Below are 24,550 nucleotides of genomic sequence, written 5' to 3' on the forward strand. Positions count from 1 at the left end.
ACACTAAATCAGATACTTACGCTTTGCGCAGTTCGTGATAGTCGATACCCGTAACGGATTGCGCCATATCATACACGCTGCGTTGACACGTAAAGAGCCAAATCTGTTGATCCGCACCGATATCGGCCAGTAATTCCAAAGCCTTTTTCTGACGTGATTCATCAAAGCGAACCAGAATATCATCAAGAATAATCGGCAACGCTTCCACCTGATAGGAAAAAACCTTTGCCAACGCAAGTCGCAACGCCAGATACACCTGATCTCCGAGGCCGCTGGACCAGAATTTCAGTTCCAATCGTTCACCCTTCGTATTAACCAGTGCTATGCCGTCGTTGATTCCCATCATATCAATCGTATATTTACCGCCCGTCAGACGCTCCACATAGGACGATGCCAATTCCAGCATATGAGGCTGTTTTTCCTGCTCATACGACTGCTGTGCCCGTTCCATGCAATGACTGATGAGAACCTGCGTAGCCCAGTCTTCCAGGGCATCCTCCAACTGACTCTGCAGCTCCTGGCGTTCCTGTAACGCCTGATGTTGCTCCTGATCGGAGCCGAGCGCCCGCATGGATTCTACAATTTGTCCTCTCTTTTCATAGAGATTGGCCAATTTTTCCTCGATGGACGTCATTTCCCGTTCCGAGTGAGCCAATTCATCAAGCCATTTTTCCTTATTACCTTCATGCAGACGACGGTAAAATAAATCTCTATTTTCCGCATCAGGCGCCAACAAATCGAGCTGTACCTGACTTTGTTTATAAATAGTCTGCCACTGTTTATACTGATCCTCATCGATGAGATGCTGACGGTATTCATTGGAACTATCCATGCCCGCCTTATGCAGCAACTCTTTCTGACGCAACAACAGTTCCTTTTCCTTGCGATGCCAGTTGTCGTATTCGTTACGAAAACTCTTGCGCTGCTCTTCCTTTTGCTCCCAACGGATTTTATTTTGCTGAAAGTTCTTATACTGATTATATATGCGCTTCAACTCCGTCGGAGACACAGGGGCCTCTACGCCAAGGTTATACCACAAAGTCATGGCCTGATCTTCAATAAGGCGCAATCCTTCCTTGTGTTCCTCCAGCCGTTTTTCATAGCCTTCAATGGTTCGCAGCTGCTCCTGATATTGATCGTACTCCTGCTTGAGTCCGAAGAAATCATCTTCACTTAAACTTTTAGCGGCCCCCTGCGGTAACCAGTTTTGCCATGCATTATAAGCTTCGTCATATATGGATTGTAACGTGAGGCCTTCCTGAGTCCATCTGTCCAATGACGCGGCAGCCGAAGAACTGGCTCCGGCCTGCTCTCTGGAGCTTGCCACCTGGTCCAGCGCATCCAGCTGATGCTCTACATCGGATTTACGGGATGATAACAACTCCAGCTGATAATTCAGCTTAGATGTATCCGTACTTCCGTTATGACGCATCGTCGATGCATACCAGAACAGCCCCATCGATAAAAGAATCAACACAAAACCGCCTACGGTATATAAGACGGATTCCAACGCCACCAGACCGACCAGGACAAGCAAAACGCCCACGACAGCACCGATGCCGCCGATGCGTTGCAACCACTTCGGCAATTGTGTCTGCTGTAATTCGCCATCATATTCTTCAAGCTTTTCATCTACGAGATCCATATCCGCCAGAATACGTTGTAATTCAGCTTCCAAGGCTTCTCTCTTTACAGCATTTTCATCACCGTCATTTGATGTCGATTGATGTTCCAGGTGCGCTGATGCGTCACCGACTTCAGACGGCTTGCGGTCCTGCCAGTGTAACAGCTGGTCTTTAGCCGTACGCAATCGGCTTGCCAATCGTTCGCCTTCAACCCAGTTGACCGTATCCGGCATAGGCTCATCATCGCGCCATGTGGAATATAGGGTACGGGAAAATTCAAGCTGCTCCTTGACCTTCCGGATGTATGTATCCCCTTCCTCACATTCGCTGCGCAATTGTTCCCATTTAGCACCTTGATGGATAAGATTTTCAATATCTTGCCCGTAAATACCGAAAGGGCTGTCCGGGCTGAAGTTCTCCGGCATCAAGGATGCTTCCTTTTCCTGCCATAACTTCATATTTTCCCGAGCCCTTCTGATATCTTCATCAATGCGCAGGAACTCATCTCGGCTGAGCGCCAAATCGCTGTTATATTGCTGCATATGCATACGCGCTTCTTCGCTGCGTCTATATGTATCCCACGCCCGCAATACCACATCAATACCGTCCCGATAATCCTTCCACTCCTGCAACTGACTCTGCAGTTCCGCCTCGGTCTGTTCCGTGCTGTGAAACTCCCGTTCCAAGGCTACATATTGAGCTTCATGCTGAGACAACCTACTTAATTTCTGACGGTTTTCTTTCAGTTCATCCATCAGAACATTGATGCGGCGCTTGCCGTTTGAGGATGCAACCAGCAAATCGGTGGCGCCCTTTTCCACATTTTTTACGGCAGAACCTAAGTTCTCTCCCCCTTCGGCACCGAAAAACCGGGAACGCACCTCTACCTCGCGCAATACATCGAGGCCTTGCAGATCATCAAGGGTCAGTGCGAATATGCGGTTGTATGTATTCTTATCGATGCCATGCCACCAATATTGGGACGGCTCCTCATGAATGGCCGGATTTCCCGGGCTGTAAAAGCTCAATTCTTTGCCCTTACGGCCGATATAATAGCTTTCACCGTCCCGTTCTATATCAACAGAACCGTTCATGGGCCCGTACGTTTTATGCGTACCGCCGAAAAGCAGTGTGCGCATGCCCTCCAAAAGGGATGTTTTACCGCTTTCATTCGGACCGTATAAAAGCTGAACCCCATTGGAGCCTGCCGTAAGCGACCAGTCCCGATACGGGCCAAATTCATCAAATCGTATGCGTTTAATGTTCATCGTTAGCCCCCAGCAACACCGTAACACCTTCCAATTCACAGCGTTTTAAAGCGCGCTGCAACAATTCATCAGTCAAGAGTTCCGCATAAGGTCCCAACCGTTTAAATTCAGGACGTTCCGCCATGATACGCTGCGCCTCGCCGACACCGCCGGCAGATACCATATCGTCATAGACGCGCAAGTAATCACCGACCACATCGGATAACATACGGCGCTGCGCTAAATTAACGGCCGTCCGCGTACTCGGAATCATGCGGTACGGCATGACGAAAATGGATTTTCCGTGCTCTTCCCCTTGCGACTCCTCAAGCCACAACTTGCGTATCGACTCCTGAGTGCAAAGACGATGTAGCGGCCCCGTACCGGTCAACACAATAGATAATAAAATCGGTTTCTTATACTGTTTCCGTAAATTATCTTTCTTGCGGCGCAGGATTTCCATGAAATCAGCTTCATTCTGCATGCCCGCGATATCGATTCTGATCTCTTCAAAACGAATGGCACAGGTATCGATGAAACGCAAATCACAATGACCGTTATGCGATACGGACACCAGATAGCATCCCTTCGGACCCACCTCTTTACGATGCAGCCCCTGCGGATTGCCCGCATACACGACCATCGGCTCTTCATTGAGCACCTGTGCCTTATGGATATGACCGAGCGCCCAGTAATCCATGGCGGCCTCCGCCAGATCACCTAAACTGCACGGACCGGTTACATTATGATTCTCCGCTCCTTTACTGGATCCCACCGTACCATGCATAACGGCGAGAGAAAATTCATCCCGTTCAAACGCACGATACTGAGCAGCAAAATTATCGCCTTCATTACCATGCCCGCAGCTGATACCGTAAACACCGCCGATTTCTATATTATTGACGAGCAACGGAAAGCGTTGTACCTGCGTATCGGAAAACACATGCACATTATTCGGCATTTGCAGTTGTGCCTGCCAACTTTCAGCAGGATCATGATTCCCCTGCACCATGTACACGGGAATGCGATGCTCCGCCAATCTGTAAAGGGCACGCACAAATCGCACCTGTGCCTCCAGATTATGATCTTCGCTATTATAAATATCGCCGGCAATAACGACGGCGTGAACCTGTTCATCAATCGCTGTATCCACAATATTGTTAAAGGCGGTATACGTCGCCTCACTCACCATGCGATCAACGGTACGACTCATACCTGTCGCATATTGAAAGGGTGCGCCTAAATGCAGATCACCACAGTGTATAAATCGAAACGGCTGCATCTATATCCACTCCTTTGTATCAGTATTATTAGTTAGAAATTACATATTTACAATATTTTATTATACTATAAAACGATGGATATTAGTTAGAAATAACTATCAATTCCCCTATATCCACGAATATATCCTCGTATATTTGTTAACTCCGGATTTAATAAAGTTGACAAATACATCTGCGAAAGTTTACAATCAAATTGTCAATATTTTATGATTAAAAACAGGTTAACAATATATCAGGAGGCTAGTATGGCATTGCCTATAGATCAACAACCATCCCAAGTGGGAGCATACGAAAAAATTCTTACCATTGCAAACCGCATCATAAACGGCGGTGAAATCACAAAGGCGGAAGCCATCGAGCTGATTCACACCTCAGACGATGATACGATGATTCTGCTCGCCATGGCCGATAAGATACGCCAACATTTCAATGACAATTCCGTTGATGTATGCGCCATTGTCAATGCACGCTCCGGTAAATGTCCTGAAAACTGTAAATTCTGTGCTCAATCGGCACACCACAACACAGGTGTTCAGGAATATCCGTTTATGGATGAAGAAAGCCTTCTCGATGCGGCACGCAAGGCTAAAGAGGCCGGCGCTATCCGTTTCTCCATCGTAACGAGCGGACGCAACACAAATAATCCTAACGAATTTGAACAGATCATACATATTCTGGATCGTATCAAAAATGAGGTAGGCCTTGAAATCTGCTGTTCACTCGGTCTATTGAGCTACGATCAAGCTGTCAAATTAAAGAAAGTCGGTGTTACACGGTACCACTCCAATATCGAAACAGCACCAAGCCACTTTCCTGATATCTGCAGCACTCACTCATATCAAGATAAAATGAGCACAATCGACAACGCTCAAAAAGCGGGCATCCGCGTGTGCTCCGGCGGCATCCTCGGTCTCAACGAGACTCTGGAACAACGCGTAGAAATGGCATATGAACTTAAGCGTTTAGGCATTGATTCCGTGCCATTAAATATTTTAAATCCTGTTAAAGGTACTCCATTTGAAAGCAACGAGGCGTTGCCTCCACTTGAAATCTTGCGTACCTTTGCGGTATTCAGATTTATCTTGCCGAAGGCTTTGATTCGTACCGCCGGCGGTCGCGAAGTCAATCTGCGTGACTTACAGGCCTATGCATTGAAGGGCGGTCTGAACGGTATCATGGTTGGCGGTTATCTGACAACCGGCGGCCGTTCACCAAAAGACGACCTTCAAATGATTCAAGACTTGGGCTTAGGCAGGACATCCGTTCAATCCTGATGAGGCTTACAGAACAAAACTGTCCTATAAACCACTGATGATTAAACGGTATACAACCAGGTTTATAAATTATTTACATATATAAAAAGGACCATCTAGTTTGCTGTGCTAGATGGTCCTTTTATTCATAATATACATTTAATTCCATAATAGATTATAAATGGCTTGACCGTTTGTGTTGCCTTCAATAGGCTCAGGGTCCTCATTATAATTTACGTTCTGATAAGGAGTGCCGTCAGACATATAAGCATCTACCGTAATCGTCTCCATCGTATGATTATATCGGCTTATATACACCTTATATCGCAATTCATCACCACTCAGCTCATTAACGCGCAACCATAATAATGCATCATACTTACTCTTTTGCACACTGTCATTGTCAATGAACAGTTGATTGCCCGATGCATCAGGTCCCACATAGTACCATTCCGTCGCCAAAGCGGTTCCGTCTGTACTGAGTAGCCACAAAAGGGACAATATGGTAAATATTTTCCTCATATGACTGCTCCTCTCTTGCTACATAAACCGTATATTTTATAAAAGATTAAAGTTGATCAACCCTTTATAAAGTATACAACTTTCCCCTTTCTATATAATACCAAAAGAAGATACCATTTATCAACAATGATTAAAATTTATCCTCATTTTTTATTAAATATGAAAGAAATATGAAAAATTTTCAAAGGAATTTCTAAAATATCTTCATTTCCTGTTCATTTCAATTGAGTATTATAATAGTGTCAAGTGATAGATGAAGGTAACAATTCCCTGGTTACTTTAGATGTATTTATCTCCCGACAAGTAATACTAACCCCAAACCTACTACTTGTTTAAATACATCGAGTCATTTGATATTAATACTAACACTCCCCTTACATGAAAAAGACTCCGTACGGAGTCTTTTTTCGTTGTCTAAACAGTTCAATCTTGGGCTTATAGGACAGAACATGTTGTTTTTAATGCCGATACAACTAGTAAATAACTAGCTGTATCGGCATTTTATTTTTTTGAGTAAACTTTAAAAGAGCCGTACAAAACGTGTTGCAAAAAAAGCTGAAACCCCTTTCATTTACAAGGCTGAATAGAGTTTCAATTACGATCTATCAGTTAATTTACTTCCACCCATCCTAAAGCGGCACGTTTAGCATCGATATCCGCCAAGATTTTTTCAGCTACCTTCTTAGGATCGGTATTTACATACATAACAGACCCTAAGATATCTTTAGTATCCTCTTTGAGCCATTTTGTAACGGCATCGGAGCCTTGTGTAGGCGGCTCAACGCAATGATAGGAGTTGATACCCATCAAGCGGAAGCCGAGAGACGCATCGATACCTTTTTCATTGGACCATTCAGGACTGGACATAGCAAACGGCAACTGCGGCAAATTAAGTCCCAACTCAGCGGCGATACCGCCGAAGATACCCGATGAACGGGCATTATCCACGCATTCACCGACATGCCATACCGGCGGTTGATCATCACCTAAGAATTCCTGTAGTGCAGGACTACATTTCTTAATGGCATCTGTATTACAATAGCCGAGCTTCATCAACGGGAATGACGCGCAACCGTTCGTTAAGATAATACAGCCGTTTTTGATAAGTTCATCAACGATATCTACGGTCGCTTTTTCATAAATAACACGAGGATTTGAGCAACCGACTACATTGACGATACCGCGAACCTTACCGGATTTTAAAGCCTCCGCTAACGGCTTGAAAGAACCGTAATGTTTAACCGTAGATTCCGGAGAGAAACCGACCTCCGCCGTAATTTCGTATGGAGGAATAAATACCGGCATGCCTTTACGCAATTCATGGGCTTCAAGGGCACGATCCAAAATTTTCCGTGCCAACTGTTTCGTTTCCGCCAAATTCGTATGATGGTGATCATAGCCGATATGTTCCGCGCCCGGCAAACGAGCCGCATCGGATGTGGTAATCACCTTTGTATTAAAGCAACGCGCCACGTCCATGATAGCAGGGTACACATCCTGTACGTCCGCTACCCAGCAATCGAGTGCGCCCGTACCGAGCACGAGCTCCGCCCCGATAGCATTACACAACGGAATAACATTTTCATACCGATACATGCTGGACAAACCGGAGCAGCAGATACCGTAGAACTGGATGCCTTTTGCGCCGATAGCCTTAGCTTTTTCCTGATATTCTTCAGATGCACCGATCGTACAGATCTGAGATACCAACGTCGGCAAATGACCATGTACAGCGATATTTACATAACCTTTTTTAAGGGCTCCGATATTAACCTTGGACGTACGACGGCCGCCTTGACCGAACAGCGCATCCGTAGCGATATCCGCCGCCACTACACCGGTAAATGTGAAAGCCAGTCCGCAACGCAAGAATTGTTTCATATTGCTTTCCCAGTCGCCATCCGTACCGACACAGGTACGATGATATGCATCAAAGGCTTCATTGTATGCGGAGATAGGTAAGATATCCAAATTTTTCCAGACTTCGCGGCGTTCAGCAGGAGCCATCGCCGTAATCGTTTTATATTCGCCCGGAAGAGCACGACTCAAGTCTTCCAACAATACATCCGCCAAATCATTAGCGACGTCATTTAACGGGCGCCCCTCCTCAGGAATGTTGAATGCCTTACATACGGTACGTATTTTTTCTTCCCCTAAAATAGGGATATCCAATTCACCGTTAGCAGCCGCTTTCAGAGAAATCAAAATTTCGCGCGCATGTGCACCATGTTGAGTCAAACCGCCGGCAGCGGCACGCGTCATATTACGGGCAACAATAAGATCCGCATCCGCACCGCAGACACCGCGAGGACTCTTAGGCGTAATCTTACAAGGCCCCATAAAGCATATGCGACAGCAAACACCGGCAATACCGAAAGCACATTGAGGCTGCTGTTTATCGAAACGGTCAAAAACCGTGTCACAACCGATTTGTTCCATGCGAAGAATCATTTCACGAACCGCAGGATCCGGAGTCTGTTCGATTACATCCTGTTTTGTAGGCCACGTTTTGCGATACTCCGCAACGGCTTTCAAATAATCGTTTACACCATGTTCATGAGGAACCCCCGGTTCATGAGTATGCGGTACCCATTTATCCGTAGGTAAAGCTTTGGCATGGCTATGATCGTGGTCATGACTATGGTCGTGGTCATGATTATGTACATGTTCGTGACTATCATCATGGGTTTGACCATGCTGATGGCCATGTTCATGGTCGTCCGTATGATTATGGTCATGATGGTCTTCATGATCATGTCCGTGATGATGCCCTCCACAATGACAATGTTGATGTTTATGGGCATTTTTATTTTCTGCATCTTTACTCATAGTAAACCTCCTCGTGACCTACATAGGCCAAGCATTAACAATAAGGAACATAATCCTCACCATAATTCATAGTTAATACTACCATAATCATGGGCTTTAAAACCTATCTCATAGATATGTTTTAATTCACTATAAGTATATTTTCTACACGGACATTTGTCAATTATATTTTGAGAAAATTTTTTCACATATATATTTATAAATCCGACAACAGCAATGTTTTTGCATCGATTCATTCAGCTAACATTCATAAATTTGTGAACAAGTTAATTCCTATTTAAATACGGGAATTAACCTTGCTATCTTGCCATATTCATTATGTAGAATAATATAGTTTCAATATATGATGATATCTTTTTGATATATGATGATATTGTTTCAATATATGATAATATCGTTTCGGTATGCATATACAATTTTATAATTTGGGGATTAAGGGCATATAGATATATAGGTATGTAAACATTATAAAAGCCGCACCGACTGCGATACATTCGCAGCCGGTACGGCTCTTCTTTTATTATTACATTAATGTTTTAAGTACATTCAAAACTTCTTCCGGTAATTCGTTCTTATGACCGATGAGTTTTTCCACATAGTCATAACGGAACTCAAAAGCCTGATGTAACTGATGATGGTATTCACGCACCTCAAATGGCGGTTCAAAGCCCGGTATCTCAACGTAAGAAAGATTTTCATACGCACCGAACGGTTTAAAATCCAAATTGCCTTCTACCAATTGTTCCAATAAATTCAACGTCACTTCCTTAGGAATTTTCTTTTCCAGAAAGAATCCCGTGTTCATGATAAAGCAGTCCACACCGCACTCTTTAAAGAGTTTTTTGTAGCTTTCATAATCACGAACCAATGGATAGGTACGGAACGGATTTGCATACGGTTCGATAACGAGTGCATCCGGATCCACATGCGCATCGAGTTTTTCAGCCGTAGAACGACGTGTCGCCAACGTCGCCCCCATGGTGGACGCCAACACAGGGTCGGATATTTTAAGAATCGGCGGCAATGTTTTATCCTTCATAAGCCATACGATGGCATTGACAGGTTCGCCTACATAATTTACGCGATTATCCGTCCAGAACTGAGATTTAATGGCACGACCGTTATTATTGCGCACATCTTCAGCCAATACGACCTTGCGTCCCTCTTCATCCATCGTTACCCCTACATTCTGCAAGGTTAACAGGAATTCATTCGCCGGATGTTCTACAGGATAATCCTGCATTTTATCAAAATACGTAGGCTCCATCGCAATCGAGCTTAAATCCTTCGTATTGATGATATACGCATCGTCATGCAAAATGGAAATATCGTAACGGCCATTGTGTTTTTCATGGGTCAACGTGGATTTACCGGAACCGGATAAACCGAATACACCGATGGTATACGTCTTTCCGCCATCCAGATTATAGCGTTTCATACCGCCATGACAGGCGACATAACCGAAGCGATTCGCCAAGGACCACGCCAATGTAAGGGTGCCTTTTTTGTGTTCTCCGAAGTAGCGCATACCGAGAATCATCGCGCAGTTATGAGCAGGATCAAAAATCGCAAGCCCGCCCGGATGACCGGGAACTACATAATCAGGGTCGGAGTAAATATAGATATCCCCTTCGGGAATGTCTTCGCTTTCGTTATAGAATTCTTTTACAGCAGCATCAAAAAATTTAAAATTCATCACCCAGGAATATAAAATAGATGCATGATCCTTCGGAATCATCAAGTGAGCACGGGCGGTAAATTTCTTATCGAGGCCGACGATAACCTGTGCGGCAATCCATTCCTTACCGCGACTGTCATACACGGCGTCACGCGCAATATTGGCAAGTTCGATTTCATCAATACCTTCATCACCGATGATGCGACGAGCCTTTGCGTAGCGCCCCGTCGTCTTGCCGTCATTCGTAACGAGCACCTTCGCATCGGCCGGTAAGCCCTGCTCCAGCGGTTTATGTACAGGCATATCGAGGACGATGACACCCGGTTCTTCAGAGGCCAGCTGATACGCTTGTGCCACAGAGGTGACCGGTTCTACATTATTTCCATAAAATGCGGTTTCAATCGTACTGCGTAACTTCGAAAATAATGGGTTTGTTTTGATTTCACTTTGTTTCCAAACGCGTCTCGTCGACATAATATTTAAATCCTCACCTTTTAATATATACATGATTTCATCTGTGAAAGTATGAAATAGCCAATACTCTCATTAATACTTATTTTACCCTTTTCTATCAAGTTTGTATACATAAAACAACCGGCACGTTCTTAATATTGTATATTTATTATTAATTAGTGCAACACAATTAAACCGGTAAAAGCCGCATGTCGATACTTACACCAACATGCGGCTATAACCCGAACATACCATGTTCTCCCGACAGTACGGTACATCCTATACATATACAATATACGAAATACGAAAGGTCAACTATTATTTATTATTGATGAATGCATTCAGCTTAGCAATCAGGTCGTTCACATCAAAATCACCGCGTTCCGCAATCATTTTGACGGTCGCCACCTTCGCCATGACTTTCACCATAGGGGTTTTTAATTTTTCAAATTTAGGATTCAAGGAAATCAGATAGTCCACCACATCCGGAGAATGTTTGATCAACTTGGACAATGTCGTTTTCTCATCGATGTGAACGTATCCATCCGCATCGACTGCCAACGGTTTTTCCGCCACCGATTCCGCCGCTTTCAGCGCCAAGGATTTTTCCGAGCCGCCATCACCTACATAATCGGCCTGATCCCATGTCAACAATGTGCGGGAACCTTCCAGTTCGCGAATATGCGTGCAGTCCTGCATCATTTCCAAAACACCGCGGAACCTGCCGTTCTCATCACGCACAGCGGTATAAATAACATAGATAAACAAACCCGGTTTATTAATCCAGAACTCAGCCTGACTTTGTTCTCCGGAGCGGAATTTTTCAACGATTTCTTCCACGATATGTACGGATTTTGCAGGATGGCAATTCTTCACTTCGCGGCCGATAACATTGGCACTGCGAGGAAAAATCCGATGCGCCGTATCACTGTAAAATTTAACGAGTTCATTTTCATCCACATAGGATAAATCTACAGGCAGGTGGCGGAAGATTAAATTAATCTGATCCAATGTCAACTTTCCTGTCGCCACATCGAGAACAGCATCCTTACCGACCGGGGCAGCGCCTACAGGGCCTACATATTTAGACAATAGACCTGCCAAATCATTCAGGAATTCATTGGATACGGCGCCGTTCTGAGCGGAACCGCTTTGGTTCAGCTGCGCAGCGGAATCATTGACGCCCGGCACCACATAAAGCCCGGGAGTCTTAATGATGGCATAACCGATTTCATGGTCATTTTTACTCATGCGCACGAACTCTTCATCGCTCAATAATTTGAAAGATGTAGGCAGCAATACTTCCAGCTCTTTGGAATTCAAATCGCGTAACTTAGCCAATGTCTCCGGTACAGACGCCAGGAACTCATCATATTTATCTTCACGAAGCAATGCATAAGATGCGGAAATGGCATCGCGCACCGCATCATCAAAGGTCCACATGATGCGCGTAGGACGGTCAAAGCCATGATCCTCCAGCATCGGATACAGTTGATTCTGCTTGCGGGATAAGTGAGTCCGCCATTGAGCAAGAGAATCAAAGACACCGAGCCACGGATTCTTGATAAATTTGTCCTGCTTTAACAATTCATCGGCCTCGAGAGCCACCTTTTCAACGGCGTTGATTTCCTCCAAATACACCCACAACGGATGATTTTCAGGATATTCATTTTCAGCGCGCACCAGTACGCCATCAAACAGATTCAGCAAATCATCCATCTTGTCGAGGATTTCTTCATCCTTATATACACCCTTTAAACTTTGCTCCGCATAAGCAAACTCATCAGGCGTGCAGGTGCCCAGTTTTTCTTTCAGAATACGATTGCCGTCCTCCATGGACAATTTACCGTCCAGATAATCCTCTTTTACGGACACGATAATTCTATACCGCTCATTATTAATATCCAGTTCTTGTTTTAAAGGATTCATACTTTATACCTCCAAGGGCTCACTCGTTTATGACTATATTTTTATTATATCATTTTGAAAGTAATTTTCAGTAGCTACGGGTACAAATTTATAGTTTGTGAAAGTTTTTATGCACATACTGCACGTTTTATCCTATCGCCCGATACACTAAGAACTGATAAGAACAGTTACGCCAATAAAAAGACACCTTCACAACTATGCGAAGGTGTCATCAAACCGTATCTTACTTTTTAAAATCAATAAATTCAGTTTTAGAAGATGCTACCGGTTTCCCGTTGGAATCGGAGGCGGGCTTGAACTGCCAAGAGGATACAGCGCCCACAATAGACGCATCCACCGCGGCATCACCGCTGGACGTAAGTAATTTTACATCATCTACGGACCCGTTTTCTTCAATAGTAAACTGTACATCAACGCCACGCGCGTTGCCGGCATAAGCACCAAAAACCCCCGGATCAACAGCCGGCGTAGACACAGCTACAGGCGGTTCATACGGCGCAGCCAGGGCCGCCGTCACGGAACCGGCAGCGACCAATGCACTTAATGTTATACAACGCAACACTTTGTTCATCATCATTCTCCTTATTTAGCAGATTGACCTACAACCTTCTTAGGTAATGTAATCGTCATACCAATAATAGATTCATGTGGTTTCTTATCGTTGCCGATGGCAGGCGTAAATTTCCATTTCATAATAGCATCTTTCACAGCCTCATCGACCGGTGCATAGCCGGAAGACTGTTCCACGAACACTTTCTTCACGGCGCCCTGTTTATCGATCAAAAATCGAACCCTCATATTCGGTGCCACCTTAGCTGTCTGAGGGATTTCAGGCATCTCAGGTTTTACGATGGTAACCTCTTTAGGGGGTGAAATAAAACCCGCCGCGTTTGCCGTATAATTTCCAAACATCCCAAATGATGCCGCAAGTACAGCCGCAGCGGTATAGCGAATAATTCTATTCATGATATAAGTCCTCCTTGGTTCTCTTAATCTATGGATATTATCATACTAAATTAATATGAAGAAATGAAGAAATTAATCATTTTTCTTATTGAGATTTAATCTCATTTATGATATAGTCTAATTAAAGTAATTGATCGGACATCACACATCATGTCAATGTGTAACAAAAAATAAACAAGGAGGTTCTTCATGAAACGTAGAAAGCGTATTCAAATGAAGGTCATGATGATACTCGGTATCGTAGCCCTCATCGGGCCGGACCAGTTGCAATCATTCATACACTAAAGAACACATGACCTCGGCAGAAGTGCGACGGATCTGCCCCAGCCGCTACGTTGGTAGCGGCTATTTTTCTGTATTTTTACACGGGAGGTTTATCATGAAATTCAATCGGCTTGTATTAATCGCTTTATCATTAACCGTCATGATACTGGCCCTGATCGGCTGCGGAAAGGACTCCGCCCGGGACGGGCAAAAGAAACTTCAGGTCGTAACAACTACGACGATGTTGACGGACCTGGTGAAAGAAATCGGCGGCGATGATGTTTCCGTTCAAGGTCTCATGGGTCCCGGCGTCGACCCCCATCTCTATCAGGCCAGCGCAGGTGATGTAACGGCCATGTCAAAAGCGGATGTTGTCGTATATAACGGCATTCACCTGGAAGGAAAAATGGGCTCCATCTTTGACAATTTGGCAAAGCAGAACAAAACGACCATTCGCGTATCCGACGCCCTCGATCCATCCACTCTGCTCGATTTCGAAGAGGACGGCGTATCCACAAAGGATCCGCACATCTGGTTTGACATAGCCAATTGGAAACTCGCCGCAAAAGCGGTCTATGAAGGTTTGGCAAAGGCCGATCCTGCACATAAGGAAAACTTTCAGAAACGTTATGAATCCTATCTCACCAAGTTAGATGAGGAGGATGCCTACATTAAAGCGCAGACCGAATCCATCCCTAAAGAGTCCCGTGTTCTCGTAACGGCGCACGATGCATTCCAATACTTTGCACGGGCCTACGGATTCGAAGTCAAAGGTTTACAGGGCGTAAGCACCGCTACGGAAGCCGGCACGCAGGATATGAACGAGCTCGTTCAATTCATCGTCGACCACAAAATCAAAGCCATCTTCGTGGAATCATCGGTACCGCATAAAACGATTGAGGCCGTTCAGGAAGCCTGCAAGGCAAAAGGCTGGAACGTATCCATCGGCGGCGAACTGTATTCCGATTCACTCGGTTCCGAAGGATCTGAAGGCGGCACGTATATCGGCATGGTCAAAGCCAACATCGATACCATTGCGAAAGCACTTAAATAAAAATGCTAAATCAAGACCTGTTAATTAGAGCACAAAGTCGGTGCTACAGATATGTATATTAAGACCTGCTAAAATAGAGCACGAAGTCGATACAACAAATATATAACAAGGAGGCATATATGGAATGGGCCGTAGAAGTTGAAGATATGACCGTCGCCTACACGACAAAACCCGTGTTGTGGGACGTGGATATGAAGGTGCCCATCGGTTCCCTGGCGGCTATCGTCGGACCCAACGGAGCCGGTAAGTCCACATTATTAAAGGCTATGCTGGGTCTGCTGACAGTCATCTCGGGCAGCGTCAAATTTTACATCGACCATCACCTGGCGGTCAACAAAAATGATTACAAAAAGATCGCCTATGTACCGCAAAGCGGCAGCGTTGACTGGGATTTTCCCACCACCGTGTTAGATGTGGTCCTCATGGGCCGTTACGGTCATCTGGGCTGGTTTAATCGCCCTGCAAAACAGGATAAAGAACTTGCACTGGCCATGATTGACAAGATGGGCATGACCGACTACGTGAACAGACAGATTCGTCAGCTTTCCGGCGGTCAGCAGCAGCGTGTTTTTCTGGCGCGCGCCCTCGTTCAGGAGGCCGACATTTATCTCATGGACGAACCGTTCAAGGGCGTCGACAAGACGACGGAACGTGCTATCATCACATTATTACAGGAGATGAAAGCTCGCGGTAAAACAGTTATCGTCGTCCACCACGACTTGAATACGGTACCGCAATACTTTGACTGGGTCACGCTCGTCAATAAGCAGACCGTCGCTTACGGTCCCGTAGCGGATACATTCACGCCGGAAGCAATCGAACGAACCTACGGTACGGGAGGGATTTTATGACGATGCTCCAATCCTATACGACGCAGATGGTATTACTCGGCACAGCTCTCTTAGGACTGGCCGGCGGCATCGCAGGCACCTTTGCGGTACTTCGCAAGGAAAGCCTCATCGGTGACGGCTTGTCCCATGCGGCATTACCCGGCGTAGTGCTCGCCTTTTTGCTGACCGGCATCAAGGATATAGAGGTGCTCATCACGGGTGCCGCCCTTTCCTCGATTGCCGCCGCATGGCTCATCACGATTACCGTGGAAAACAGTAAAATTAAATTCGACGGAGCGTTAGCCACCATTCTCTCCGCCTTCTTCGGCCTCGGCATGGTGCTGCTCACCTATATCCAGAGCCTCAACAACGCCGGTCAGGCGGGGCTTTCAAAATTCATATTCGGACAGGCGGCCACCATATTGGCGCGCGATGTATATATTACGTCCGTCGCGGCGATTATCATCATGATCCTGACCGCTCTGTTCTGGAAGGAACTGAAACTCATCTCCTTCGATTTGGAATACGCCAGGACGCTACAGATTCCTGTGACGTTTACGATCATTTTATATCGGGCGCTGCTCATCATGACCATCATCATCGGAATTCAATCGGTGGGCGCCATTTTGATCAGCTCGCTCCTCATCGCACCCGCCGTGGGTGCCCGGCAATGGACAGATAAACTGGGTACCATGTGCATATTGGCCGGCGTGTTCGGAATGAGCTCCGCCATCGGCGGCACATTATGGAGCACCACGGTTTCCAAATTACCTACAGGGCCTGCGATTATCGTCATTCTGTCAATTTCAGTATTACTCAGCCTGCTGCTCGCACCGAACAGAGGCCTCCTATGGCAGCTACGCCGTGTTCGTCAGACGAAATACGCATTAAAATCCATGTCGGTCCCGCCCGCTGAAAAAATAATGCCATCAGATTCGGTCACAACAGACTCTAAAAGCGGCAATATAGGAGGTGCCCTATGACAGCCCATACTGAAATATTGCTCATCGCTATGGTGGTCTCCATCGCCTGCGCCGTGCCCGGTGTCTTTCTGGTACTGCGCCGCATGTCTATGATGGCCGACGCCATTACGCACACCGTATTTTTAGGCATCGTGCTGGCCTTCTTCGTGACGGAGGACTTGAATTCGCCGTTCCTGCTCGTAGGGGCTACGCTCGTCGGCATCGGAACGGTATGGCTCATAGAGATGATTCTCAATACACATCTCGTCAACAAAGATGCGTCTATCGGCATCATCTTTCCCCTGCTCTTTTCAGTCGCCATCATTTTGGTGAGTCTCTACAGCGGAAATGCCCACCTTGACGTAGATACGGCATTACTCGGGGAAATCGCCTTTGCACCGTTCGACAGATTCATTGTAGACGGCACCGATCTAGGACCCGTATCGCTGTGGATTTCACTCACGGTGGCCGCCGTCAACCTGCTATCGGTCATTCTGTTCTATAAGGAACTGAAACTGTCCACCTTTGATCCGCTGCTGGCGGGGCTTTTCGGCTTCACGCCGATTTTCATCCACTATGTATTGATGACCATGGTTTCCCTCACCGTGGTGGCCTCCTTTCAGGCGGTCGGTGCCATCCTGGTCATCGGTCTCATGATCGGGCCTGCGGTCATCGCCTATTTATGGACCGACTCCGTGAAAGCCATGCTCATCAGCAGCATGCTCATCGGTACTATATGTGCCGTTATCGGCACGGAGGTTGCTTTCACCATGGATGTGTCCATTGCGGGTTCCATCGCCACCACCATCGGCCTGGGCCTGATTATCGCCGTCATCGCTACGCCGAAGACCGGTTATATCGCCACATACCGCAGACAGCGCCATCTGCGTCGCCATTATCGGGAAACGATGATGCTGTGCCACATTTATACGCACATGGACACGCCTATCGCGCCCGTTGAAAACGGCATCGGCACCATCCACGAACACCTGAACTGGACGGCGGACTATACATATCAAGCCGCTTCAAAACTCAAAAAGCAAGGCCTGCTCTACGTAACGGAAGGACGATATGCGCTGACCGACAAGGGTATCAAGCAGGTAAAAGAAGCCATATAAAATAGAAATCGTGTGCATATGGACAGAAATAGAGCGCATATAAAGAGAAATAGAGTACACAAAAATAGAGTGTACCAAAATAAATAAAGTGCAAAAAATGAAGCTGAACCCTTTGCTATTACACATAGGTTTCAGCTTCTTTCTGTTATATCACAACAAACCGCGCTATATGAGAACACATCAAGTTCTGAGATCAATTCATACAAAGCATTTAACTTCTTCTTTTATTTCAAAAACTAACCCGGATTAACGAATACATTTTACTCTTATTTATCGATTAATAACCATAGCATTAAAACTCGACGCGCATTTGATACCATGTAGCGCCACCATGATCGGATTCCGATTCACCTTCATTTACAAAACCGAACTTGGCATAATAGTGAATCTTTTCCTCTTTACAGGTCAGAATGACGCCCTTACGATTCTCTTCTCTCGCCAACTCTATGAAAGCCTCAATCAGTCTGCCCCCTATACCGCAATTTCGATATTCAGGCAATGTATTTAAACCAAATATCATCTGCCACGCACCGTCAGAGTTATGTAGAGAAGCATCAGCGAACATTTCATCGGTTAGGACTTCATAACAGAACTAAACAAGCGCCTTGCGCATATAAATAACATCATCCATCGGATTATAATAGTACGGCTCACATTCAGTGAAGCCATGCTTTTTGTAAAGATAAATTGCTGCTTTCAACGGCTCAATTGTATCAAGTACCATCTCTGTATAACCTGATTGCTTAGCGTGTTCCATGATACTTTCAATCAGACGATCACCCAAAGCATGCCCACGACCCTCAGGTCGCACATAGAGGCGTTTCATCTCACAACGGGTATCACTGTGCTGATAATATGCAACCATGCCGAGAACCGTATGACTATCATCCACCGCTACCAGCACCTCACCATTAGAGGCCGTGTATTTCTCAGCAATATCCGCCAATTCCTTGTCCAAATCTTGAAACGATAAATCGCGACCTAGCCAATCTGTATACTCCGTAATCAATTCTTTTACTTGATCTAAATAGGGTTTTCCATCAACTATATTAATCATATAACCTCTTCTATACCTTTTATAACGATATAAGGATAGTACATTCCATAATTTAAATTCGGTGGACTTGTTCCCTTCTTACTGAAAAATGTAACTGTGCAGCTAATAGTAAAATTTAAATCACTCATTTAAGGCCTCATTCAATTACATATACCATATCACCTTTAAAGTACATGTTCATTATGCAGTGAACTGGATTCCCTTCGGTCCATAACCATCCTTGGAATACAGCGTGACCCCAATTATAGGTCTCCGTAATGACCTCGAATTCACTTTCACTATACTCCTGTTGATACTGAGGTAACTCAATACTTTTACCTGTAAAAGTATCTAGTATTGTATTATTAAACACGAGAATTTCCAAATCATCAATATCACATTTTTCAAATACAACCTTGGCTTTATGAGTCTGTTCAACACCATTCTCATAAGAAAAAATGTAATCAAAGGTAAAGATTATATTACCATCTGCGTATTCTATTTTCTGTACCCTTGCGTCATGAAGAGAGTACTTAAAATAATCTCCGAAAAATCTTGTGATTTTCATAGAGCCTCGTTATATAACAATCTCAAAGAATACATATTTTAAAAAAATGGAATGATAACAAATAATATCATTCCATCATTTTATCTAAAATAAATTTTCAGTTTATTAATATCTTATTATTAGTACTCTATTACACCACTTAATCTATTTTACAAATACTATTTATCGAATCTAATAAAGGAAGAAAGTTACAAAAATCAATTTCTTGATAATGTTCTAAAATATACTTAGAAAATATATCTTTTGAAAAAGTATCTTCAGCACCATCTTTCACAAGCTTTTCAAATCTTTTCCCATTAATAGATATATTCAAAACCTCTTCAGTATATAGATCTTCTATTTCACACTCATTAAAATTATTAATTAGAGGTATTGTTTGCAGATATAAATTAGCATTCAAATTCATCAAAATTTGATTTGTATTTAGTTCAGCTTCTATATGTCTTAGAAACGTCTTTAATGGTTTATCTGATTTTTGTTCATTATCAAACAAAAGAATGACAGGGTTAACATTTGTTATCATCCCATATTGGCTTTTATTATTTATGTATTCAAATAAATTATCGCAGCTCTTACTTCCATTATAAAAATTCCAAATATTTTTCATTGTATCTGCACCATTTTGTACAATACCAAAAAAATACTTTAATCGTTTAGTTTTATTTAAAAAATACAAATTAAATACATATTTACCTAAATCATTTTTAGTAATAAGATTTGGATATCTATCACTATACTTCATCAAAGCAGCCTTTATATGAAGAATATCTGTTTTACCTTCAGTCACAATAGTAGGTTTACTCGGTTTAAAAAAATACTTATAAAACAAAAAGTACTGATATTGTTTTTCTCTAGCATTTAAGCCTGATATATATTTCTTATTATCTTTCTTCTTACCTTTCTTCTTTATACTTTCAATTTCTAGCTCATTATTATACCAGTCTAGTTGATTTATAAAAGCCAGCCGCCCCTCTAACTTCTCTTCAGTACCAACCGCTCCATCTATTTTAAAACTATCTGTTTTAAGGAGTTGATCAACCATAGCTCTAGTCTGCTTTATAAACTTACGACTAACATTTATCTTCTTATTTACAGTTAAGCCGGTTACTTCTTGTCGCGAGGAGTAATACTCTAATCTAGTTTTATTTTCATTAATCTCAAATCCACTATTTTCAAGAAGAATTCTCAACTCTTTTATGAAATTAATATAATCTGTTTGGAAGGCTCTATTATTGGTAGAAAAGCTCATATCATCAGCATATCGAGTATAAGATAGTTTATATTTTTTTGCCAATGATAAAATACGTAGATCGACAATATTAAAAATTAAATTTGAAATTATTGGGGATGTAGGTGCTCCTTGAGGTAATTTCTTATCGTAACAAACTAGTTGTGAAATTATAGTAGAAACCTCTTTTGGAAACATAAACTCCTGACTTTTATGAAAGTACCCTTGTACTCTTCCAAAATTTACTGATGAAAAAAAATTAGAGATATCTATATTTAATAGATATTTCTTATTTTTGTGTATACGAGCATTAGTTATTATCCCTTTGCCCATTTCAAATCCATGAGATATATTTGAAGCTATTCCATTCTGATCTATATAATTTTTATGAATATCATATATTTTTTTACCCAAACGTCTTTGAATTCTTTTTAGCTGTTCATTCGGAGAATTAATAACTCTAACTCCTCCAGCTTTCTTTGGAACTTCAAATGATTTATATGATTTCTCAATTCCTTTTTTATACAGCACATAAGTAATTGCTTTTAGCTCAATATTTATAAGCTTAGCCACTTTCTTACGAGCTTCATCATAATTATTCATAATAAAAAGCGTATGGTTACTCTTTATCTCAAATTCATCATATTCATATGAACTTCTAAAGAATCATCGAGAGCTGAAAGCAATTCTCACATTAAATTCAACGCTTGCGAACCACAAGCCAAAACTCTAACCATACGCTACCTCTAGCCTACCCTCTTTTCGTAAATTTATCAAGCTTGTTCTTATAAAAAACAATATAAAATAGTACCGACAAACTAAAATCATTAAGTTAAAGTTACGATTTTCAGAAAATCCCTCTCCCTAAAATGATAGAAGGCTTTATTTTACTATTTATAGCAAAATAAATTTATTATTATTCCCACTCAATTGTAGCAGGTGGTTTAGATGTAATATCGTACACGATACGGTTGATGTGTTGTACTTCGTTTACGATACGACGGGAGATTGTGTCCAATACATCGTAAGGAATGCGTGCCCAGTCAGCAGTCATGAAGTCTGTTGTCGTTACGCCGCGCAACGCCAATGTGTAGTCATATGTACGGAAGTCACCCATAACGCCTACGGTACGTGTAGATGTCAATACGGCAAAGTACTGATTGATGCTGCGATCAAGGCCGGCTTTCGCGATTTCTTCGCGGAAAATGGCATCCGCATCACGTAATATGTCGAGTTTTTCCTTTGTAATATCGCCCATTACGCGGATAGCGAGGCCGGGACCCGGGAATGGTTGACGCCATACGAGGTAGTCAGCCAAACCTAATTCAGAACCGAGTTCACGCACTTCGTCTTTGAATAAATTGCGCAACGGTTCAATAAGGCCTTTAAAGTCTACCACTGCAGGCAAGCCGCCTACATTGTGATGAGACTTGATAACTTCCGCTTCGCCCGTACCGGACTCGATAACGTCAGGGTAGATCGTACCTTGCGCCAAGTAATCAACGGAACCGATTTTACGGCCTTCGTCTTCGAATACACGGATAAATTCTTCACCGATAGCTTTGCGTTTTGCTTCCGGATCTTCAAGCCCCGCCAATTTATCCAGGAAACGTTTTTCCGCATCGACGCGGATGAAATGCATGCCCGAATCTTTGAAAGCTGCTTCCACTTCGTCTCCTTCGTTTTTCCGCATCAAGCCGTGATCAACGAAGATACATGTCAACTGGTCGCCTACAGCTTTAGAGATAAGCGCCGCCGCTACGGAGCTGTCTACACCGCCGGACAAAGCCAACAATACTTTGCCGTCACCGACGGTTTTGCGAATGCTTTCAATAGCGGTTTTCGCATAGTTTGCCATCGTCCATGTACCTGTAAAATGACATACCTCGTACAGGAAATTATGAAGCATTTCTTTGCCGTGTTCCGTATGCAACACTTCCGCATGGTACTGCATAGCATACAGTTTTCGTTCTTTATTTTGCATCGCCGCTACAGGGCAATCCTTTGTATGCGCTACAATTTCAAAGCCTTCAGGAACCCTTGCTACATAGTCGACATGGGACATCCATACCACTTCGTCCTCGGACAATCCTTTAAACAATGGGGATGTAGTATCCACCTTAGTTGGTGTTTTACCGAACTCGCGGTTTTCCGCAGATTTAACTTCGCCGCCCAATGTATGCGCCATAAATTGCATACCGTAGCACATGCCGAGGACAGGAATACCGAGTTCAAAAATCTCTTTGTCGATTTTCGGGGAATTTTCTTCGTACACGCTGTTCGGACCGCCCGTAAAGATGATCCCTTGCGGTTTCAGTTCCTTAATTTTTTCCAATGCCTTGTTGTATGAATATACTTCGCAGTATACGTGATTTTCACGAACGCGGCGCGCAATCAGCTGATTGTACTGACCTCCAAAATCAACAACAATAACAAATTCCTTGTTTTCCATAATTCCTCCATTAAGCAAGAAATATCTATTTTACACGGCTTTCACATACGATATATGTTACAGACAAAACTATATACATTACCGGCACTATTTAATCATGAATTTTTACACCTAATACCATGCGCACGAATTCCGGATCAAAATGTTTTGTTCGAGATTCACCATATCCCATATCGAGTGTTGAAATAGCTTTCATTTCATCCTGTGAAAGTTCAAAATCCCAAACATCGATATTCTCAATCATACGGTTTTTATGAGTGGTTTTAGGTATAACTATAACACCACGTTGAATATTCCAACGAAATACGACTTGACTCACGGTTTACGCCTGTTCCAATCCGCGCCAGGCGCTGAAATAATCTCCCATGGCTTGATGTAATAAATACAAATCAAGATATTCGACACCTAAATTTTTTAGAGATTGATTAATACCGGCATCCACATCTTCGGCATTCATATCCTGAACCCATAACTTAGATGTGATAAATAGGTCTTCACGTGTTACCGCCCCCTTGGCTATCGCTTCGGCAACGGCTTCTCCTACCGCTGTTTCATTTCCATATACGGCAGCCGTATCAAACAAGCGATATCCCGCATCAATAGCATCGAGTACGACCTGTTTACATTGAGCCAAATCAGTAACTTGAAAAACACCAAATCCCATCATCGGCATTCGAGCCCCGGTATTGAGTGTTATATATTCCATCACTATCACCTCGTTTAAAACGTTTTGCGTTTACATTTCATTATAGCATAGGAACAACAACGCCTCTACATATTCCGTATGAAAGTTTCACAACACTTTTAAACGTTCGGATTATTTCAAGGCCCATTCTATGTAGTATAGGAGTTAACATCCAGTATCTAATCACCGGTAATAAATACCGACAGTTACCGGTTAACATTTAATCGATATCATCTTCTTTTGCATCTTCCTTGCGTTTTACTATCGTAACGGTACCCAATTTTACCATCTTGACGGCACCCACCGGACAGATGGAATAGCAATCACCGCAGGAGATACAGCCTTTTCCGATGACAAATCTTGTGGTACCTTCCGTTATACACTGAACGGGACAGTCTACAGCACAGGCGCCACATTTAACACATGTATCATCAATATGGAATTTTAACTTGCCCATGCGCAGCCTCCTTTCAGTAAACTTCAATACCCTCTGTTCCTATAACGCTTACTCAAAACAATTAATTCCGTTGAGCAGACACCAATCATTTAGTGAAACCCAATTTATCCG

20 protein-coding genes and 1 pseudogene are annotated in these 24,550 nt (G+C 43.5%); 5 read left to right on the forward strand and 16 right to left on the reverse strand.

From position 1 onward, the window contains the following. Positions 1 to 16: 16 nt before the first annotated feature. Entirely contained in the window at positions 17 to 2,893 is a 2,877-nt protein-coding gene (locus HMPREF1521_RS04370; RefSeq protein WP_038116311.1) for an AAA family ATPase, read from the reverse strand. Beyond that, positions 2,883 to 4,154 carry a DNA repair exonuclease gene (locus HMPREF1521_RS04375; protein WP_038116312.1) on the reverse strand — a complete coding sequence of 424 codons (1,272 nt, stop codon included), beginning with the start codon at positions 4,152 to 4,154 and terminating at the stop codon, positions 2,883 to 2,885. Before HMPREF1521_RS04375 ends, HMPREF1521_RS04370 begins: the two co-directional genes overlap by 11 nt. A 246-nt stretch (positions 4,155 to 4,400) precedes the next feature. Between HMPREF1521_RS04375 and bioB the strand changes: the two genes are divergently transcribed. Next, positions 4,401 to 5,429 carry a biotin synthase BioB gene (bioB, locus tag HMPREF1521_RS04380; protein ID WP_038116314.1) on the forward strand — a complete coding sequence of 343 codons (1,029 nt, stop codon included), beginning with the start codon at positions 4,401 to 4,403 and terminating at the stop codon, positions 5,427 to 5,429. 138 nt (positions 5,430 to 5,567) lie between these two features. Here bioB and HMPREF1521_RS04385 read toward each other — a convergent pair whose 3' ends face one another. The 6 genes from HMPREF1521_RS04385 to HMPREF1521_RS04410 form a co-directional block, all read right to left on the reverse strand. Next, positions 5,568 to 5,930 (reverse strand): hypothetical protein, encoded by a 363-nt coding sequence (locus HMPREF1521_RS04385; protein WP_038116316.1) that lies wholly within the window; start codon positions 5,928 to 5,930, stop codon positions 5,568 to 5,570. A 609-nt stretch (positions 5,931 to 6,539) separates the two neighbouring features. Then, positions 6,540 to 8,759 carry an anaerobic carbon-monoxide dehydrogenase catalytic subunit gene (gene cooS, locus HMPREF1521_RS04390; RefSeq protein WP_038116318.1) on the reverse strand — a complete coding sequence of 740 codons (2,220 nt, stop codon included), beginning with the start codon at positions 8,757 to 8,759 and terminating at the stop codon, positions 6,540 to 6,542. A 523-nt stretch (positions 8,760 to 9,282) separates the two neighbouring features. Continuing rightward, entirely contained in the window at positions 9,283 to 10,911 is a 1,629-nt protein-coding gene (locus HMPREF1521_RS04395) for a phosphoenolpyruvate carboxykinase (ATP) (RefSeq protein ID WP_038116398.1), read from the reverse strand. 297 nt (positions 10,912 to 11,208) lie between these two features. Then, complete coding sequence (locus HMPREF1521_RS04400; RefSeq protein ID WP_038116321.1) at positions 11,209 to 12,819, reverse strand: DUF438 domain-containing protein; 1,611 nt, start codon at positions 12,817 to 12,819, stop codon at positions 11,209 to 11,211. A 223-nt stretch (positions 12,820 to 13,042) separates the two neighbouring features. After that, entirely contained in the window at positions 13,043 to 13,390 is a 348-nt protein-coding gene (locus HMPREF1521_RS04405) for an energy transducer TonB (RefSeq protein WP_038116324.1), read from the reverse strand. 11 nt (positions 13,391 to 13,401) lie between these two features. Beyond that, positions 13,402 to 13,785: an energy transducer TonB gene (locus HMPREF1521_RS04410; RefSeq protein ID WP_038116325.1), complete on the reverse strand. Its 384-nt coding sequence runs from the start codon at positions 13,783 to 13,785 to the stop codon at positions 13,402 to 13,404. 379 nt (positions 13,786 to 14,164) lie between these two features. Here HMPREF1521_RS04410 and HMPREF1521_RS04415 point away from each other — a divergent pair, with 379 nt between their 5' ends. The 4 genes from HMPREF1521_RS04415 to HMPREF1521_RS04430 all read left to right on the forward strand — a co-directional run bounded on the left by HMPREF1521_RS04415 (position 14,165) and on the right by HMPREF1521_RS04430 (position 18,013). Beyond that, positions 14,165 to 15,103, forward strand: coding sequence for a metal ABC transporter solute-binding protein, Zn/Mn family (locus HMPREF1521_RS04415; RefSeq protein WP_038116327.1), 939 nt, complete (start codon positions 14,165 to 14,167; stop codon positions 15,101 to 15,103). Between the two features lie 119 nt (positions 15,104 to 15,222). Continuing rightward, on the forward strand, positions 15,223 to 15,954 hold the full coding sequence (locus tag HMPREF1521_RS04420) for a metal ABC transporter ATP-binding protein (RefSeq protein WP_038116329.1): 732 nt from the start codon (positions 15,223 to 15,225) through the stop codon (positions 15,952 to 15,954). Beyond that, complete coding sequence (locus tag HMPREF1521_RS04425; protein ID WP_038116333.1) at positions 15,951 to 16,916, forward strand: metal ABC transporter permease; 966 nt, start codon at positions 15,951 to 15,953, stop codon at positions 16,914 to 16,916. The genes HMPREF1521_RS04420 and HMPREF1521_RS04425 overlap by 4 nt, the downstream gene beginning before the upstream one ends. After that, positions 16,913 to 18,013, forward strand: a complete 1,101-nt coding sequence (locus tag HMPREF1521_RS04430) for a metal ABC transporter permease (RefSeq protein ID WP_038116336.1) — start codon at positions 16,913 to 16,915, stop codon at positions 18,011 to 18,013. The genes HMPREF1521_RS04425 and HMPREF1521_RS04430 overlap by 4 nt, the downstream gene beginning before the upstream one ends. A gap of 292 nt (positions 18,014 to 18,305) precedes the next feature. Here HMPREF1521_RS04430 and HMPREF1521_RS04435 read toward each other — a convergent pair. The 8 genes and pseudogenes from HMPREF1521_RS04435 to HMPREF1521_RS04465 all read right to left on the reverse strand — a co-directional run. Further along, positions 18,306 to 18,596 (reverse strand): annotated as a pseudogene (locus HMPREF1521_RS04435) (GNAT family N-acetyltransferase); the annotation flags it as partial. 9 nt (positions 18,597 to 18,605) lie between these two features. Then, positions 18,606 to 19,070 carry a GNAT family N-acetyltransferase gene (locus HMPREF1521_RS04440; RefSeq protein WP_198014209.1) on the reverse strand — a complete coding sequence of 155 codons (465 nt, stop codon included), beginning with the start codon at positions 19,068 to 19,070 and terminating at the stop codon, positions 18,606 to 18,608. Positions 19,071 to 19,206: 136 nt separating this feature from the next. Continuing rightward, complete coding sequence (locus HMPREF1521_RS04445) at positions 19,207 to 19,617, reverse strand: hypothetical protein (protein WP_038116339.1); 411 nt, start codon at positions 19,615 to 19,617, stop codon at positions 19,207 to 19,209. 139 nt (positions 19,618 to 19,756) lie between these two features. Beyond that, positions 19,757 to 21,448, reverse strand: coding sequence for a retron Ec67 family RNA-directed DNA polymerase/endonuclease (locus HMPREF1521_RS04450; RefSeq protein ID WP_038116342.1), 1,692 nt, complete (start codon positions 21,446 to 21,448; stop codon positions 19,757 to 19,759). Between the two features lie 313 nt (positions 21,449 to 21,761). Then, positions 21,762 to 23,297: a glutamine-hydrolyzing GMP synthase gene (guaA, locus tag HMPREF1521_RS04455; RefSeq protein ID WP_038116346.1), complete on the reverse strand. Its 1,536-nt coding sequence runs from the start codon at positions 23,295 to 23,297 to the stop codon at positions 21,762 to 21,764. Positions 23,298 to 23,388: 91 nt separating this feature from the next. Continuing rightward, the gene (locus tag HMPREF1521_RS09040) at positions 23,389 to 23,616 is read right to left on the reverse strand and encodes an aldo/keto reductase (protein WP_051435748.1); all 228 of its coding nucleotides are present in this window, start codon (positions 23,614 to 23,616) and stop codon (positions 23,389 to 23,391) included. Between the two features lie 3 nt (positions 23,617 to 23,619). Beyond that, entirely contained in the window at positions 23,620 to 24,003 is a 384-nt protein-coding gene (locus HMPREF1521_RS09045; RefSeq protein WP_051435749.1) for an aldo/keto reductase, read from the reverse strand. A 199-nt stretch (positions 24,004 to 24,202) separates the two neighbouring features. Then, entirely contained in the window at positions 24,203 to 24,439 is a 237-nt protein-coding gene (locus tag HMPREF1521_RS04465) for a 4Fe-4S dicluster domain-containing protein (RefSeq protein WP_051435750.1), read from the reverse strand. Between the last annotated feature and the right edge of the window lie 111 nt (positions 24,440 to 24,550).

It is taken from the genome of Veillonella sp. AS16 (genome assembly GCF_000517785.1).
In the GTDB taxonomy this organism is placed as follows: domain Bacteria; phylum Bacillota; class Negativicutes; order Veillonellales; family Veillonellaceae; genus Veillonella; species Veillonella denticariosi.

Coding starts and splice junctions, on each gene's coding strand:
- HMPREF1521_RS04450 (WP_038116342.1), bottom strand. CDS start 21,448: ATGAATAATTATGATGAAGCTCGTAAGAAAGTGGCTAAGCTTATAAAT.
- HMPREF1521_RS04385 (WP_038116316.1), bottom strand. CDS start 5,930: ATGAGGAAAATATTTACCATATTGTCCCTTTTGTGGCTACTCAGTACA.
- HMPREF1521_RS04410 (WP_038116325.1), bottom strand. CDS start 13,785: ATGAATAGAATTATTCGCTATACCGCTGCGGCTGTACTTGCGGCATCA.
- HMPREF1521_RS04440 (WP_198014209.1), bottom strand. CDS start 19,070: ATGATTAATATAGTTGATGGAAAACCCTATTTAGATCAAGTAAAAGAA.
- HMPREF1521_RS04375 (WP_038116312.1), bottom strand. CDS start 4,154: ATGCAGCCGTTTCGATTTATACACTGTGGTGATCTGCATTTAGGCGCA.
- HMPREF1521_RS04395 (WP_038116398.1), bottom strand. CDS start 10,911: ATGTCGACGAGACGCGTTTGGAAACAAAGTGAAATCAAAACAAACCCA.
- HMPREF1521_RS04400 (WP_038116321.1), bottom strand. CDS start 12,819: ATGAATCCTTTAAAACAAGAACTGGATATTAATAATGAGCGGTATAGA.
- HMPREF1521_RS04445 (WP_038116339.1), bottom strand. CDS start 19,617: ATGAAAATCACAAGATTTTTCGGAGATTATTTTAAGTACTCTCTTCAT.
- bioB (WP_038116314.1), top strand. CDS start 4,401: ATGGCATTGCCTATAGATCAACAACCATCCCAAGTGGGAGCATACGAA.
- guaA (WP_038116346.1), bottom strand. CDS start 23,297: ATGGAAAACAAGGAATTTGTTATTGTTGTTGATTTTGGAGGTCAGTAC.
- cooS (WP_038116318.1), bottom strand. CDS start 8,759: ATGAGTAAAGATGCAGAAAATAAAAATGCCCATAAACATCAACATTGT.
- HMPREF1521_RS09045 (WP_051435749.1), bottom strand. CDS start 24,003: ATGGAATATATAACACTCAATACCGGGGCTCGAATGCCGATGATGGGA.
- HMPREF1521_RS04420 (WP_038116329.1), top strand. CDS start 15,223: ATGGAATGGGCCGTAGAAGTTGAAGATATGACCGTCGCCTACACGACA.
- HMPREF1521_RS04430 (WP_038116336.1), top strand. CDS start 16,913: ATGACAGCCCATACTGAAATATTGCTCATCGCTATGGTGGTCTCCATC.
- HMPREF1521_RS04370 (WP_038116311.1), bottom strand. CDS start 2,893: ATGAACATTAAACGCATACGATTTGATGAATTTGGCCCGTATCGGGAC.
- HMPREF1521_RS04415 (WP_038116327.1), top strand. CDS start 14,165: ATGAAATTCAATCGGCTTGTATTAATCGCTTTATCATTAACCGTCATG.
- HMPREF1521_RS04465 (WP_051435750.1), bottom strand. CDS start 24,439: ATGGGCAAGTTAAAATTCCATATTGATGATACATGTGTTAAATGTGGC.
- HMPREF1521_RS04405 (WP_038116324.1), bottom strand. CDS start 13,390: ATGAACAAAGTGTTGCGTTGTATAACATTAAGTGCATTGGTCGCTGCC.
- HMPREF1521_RS04425 (WP_038116333.1), top strand. CDS start 15,951: ATGACGATGCTCCAATCCTATACGACGCAGATGGTATTACTCGGCACA.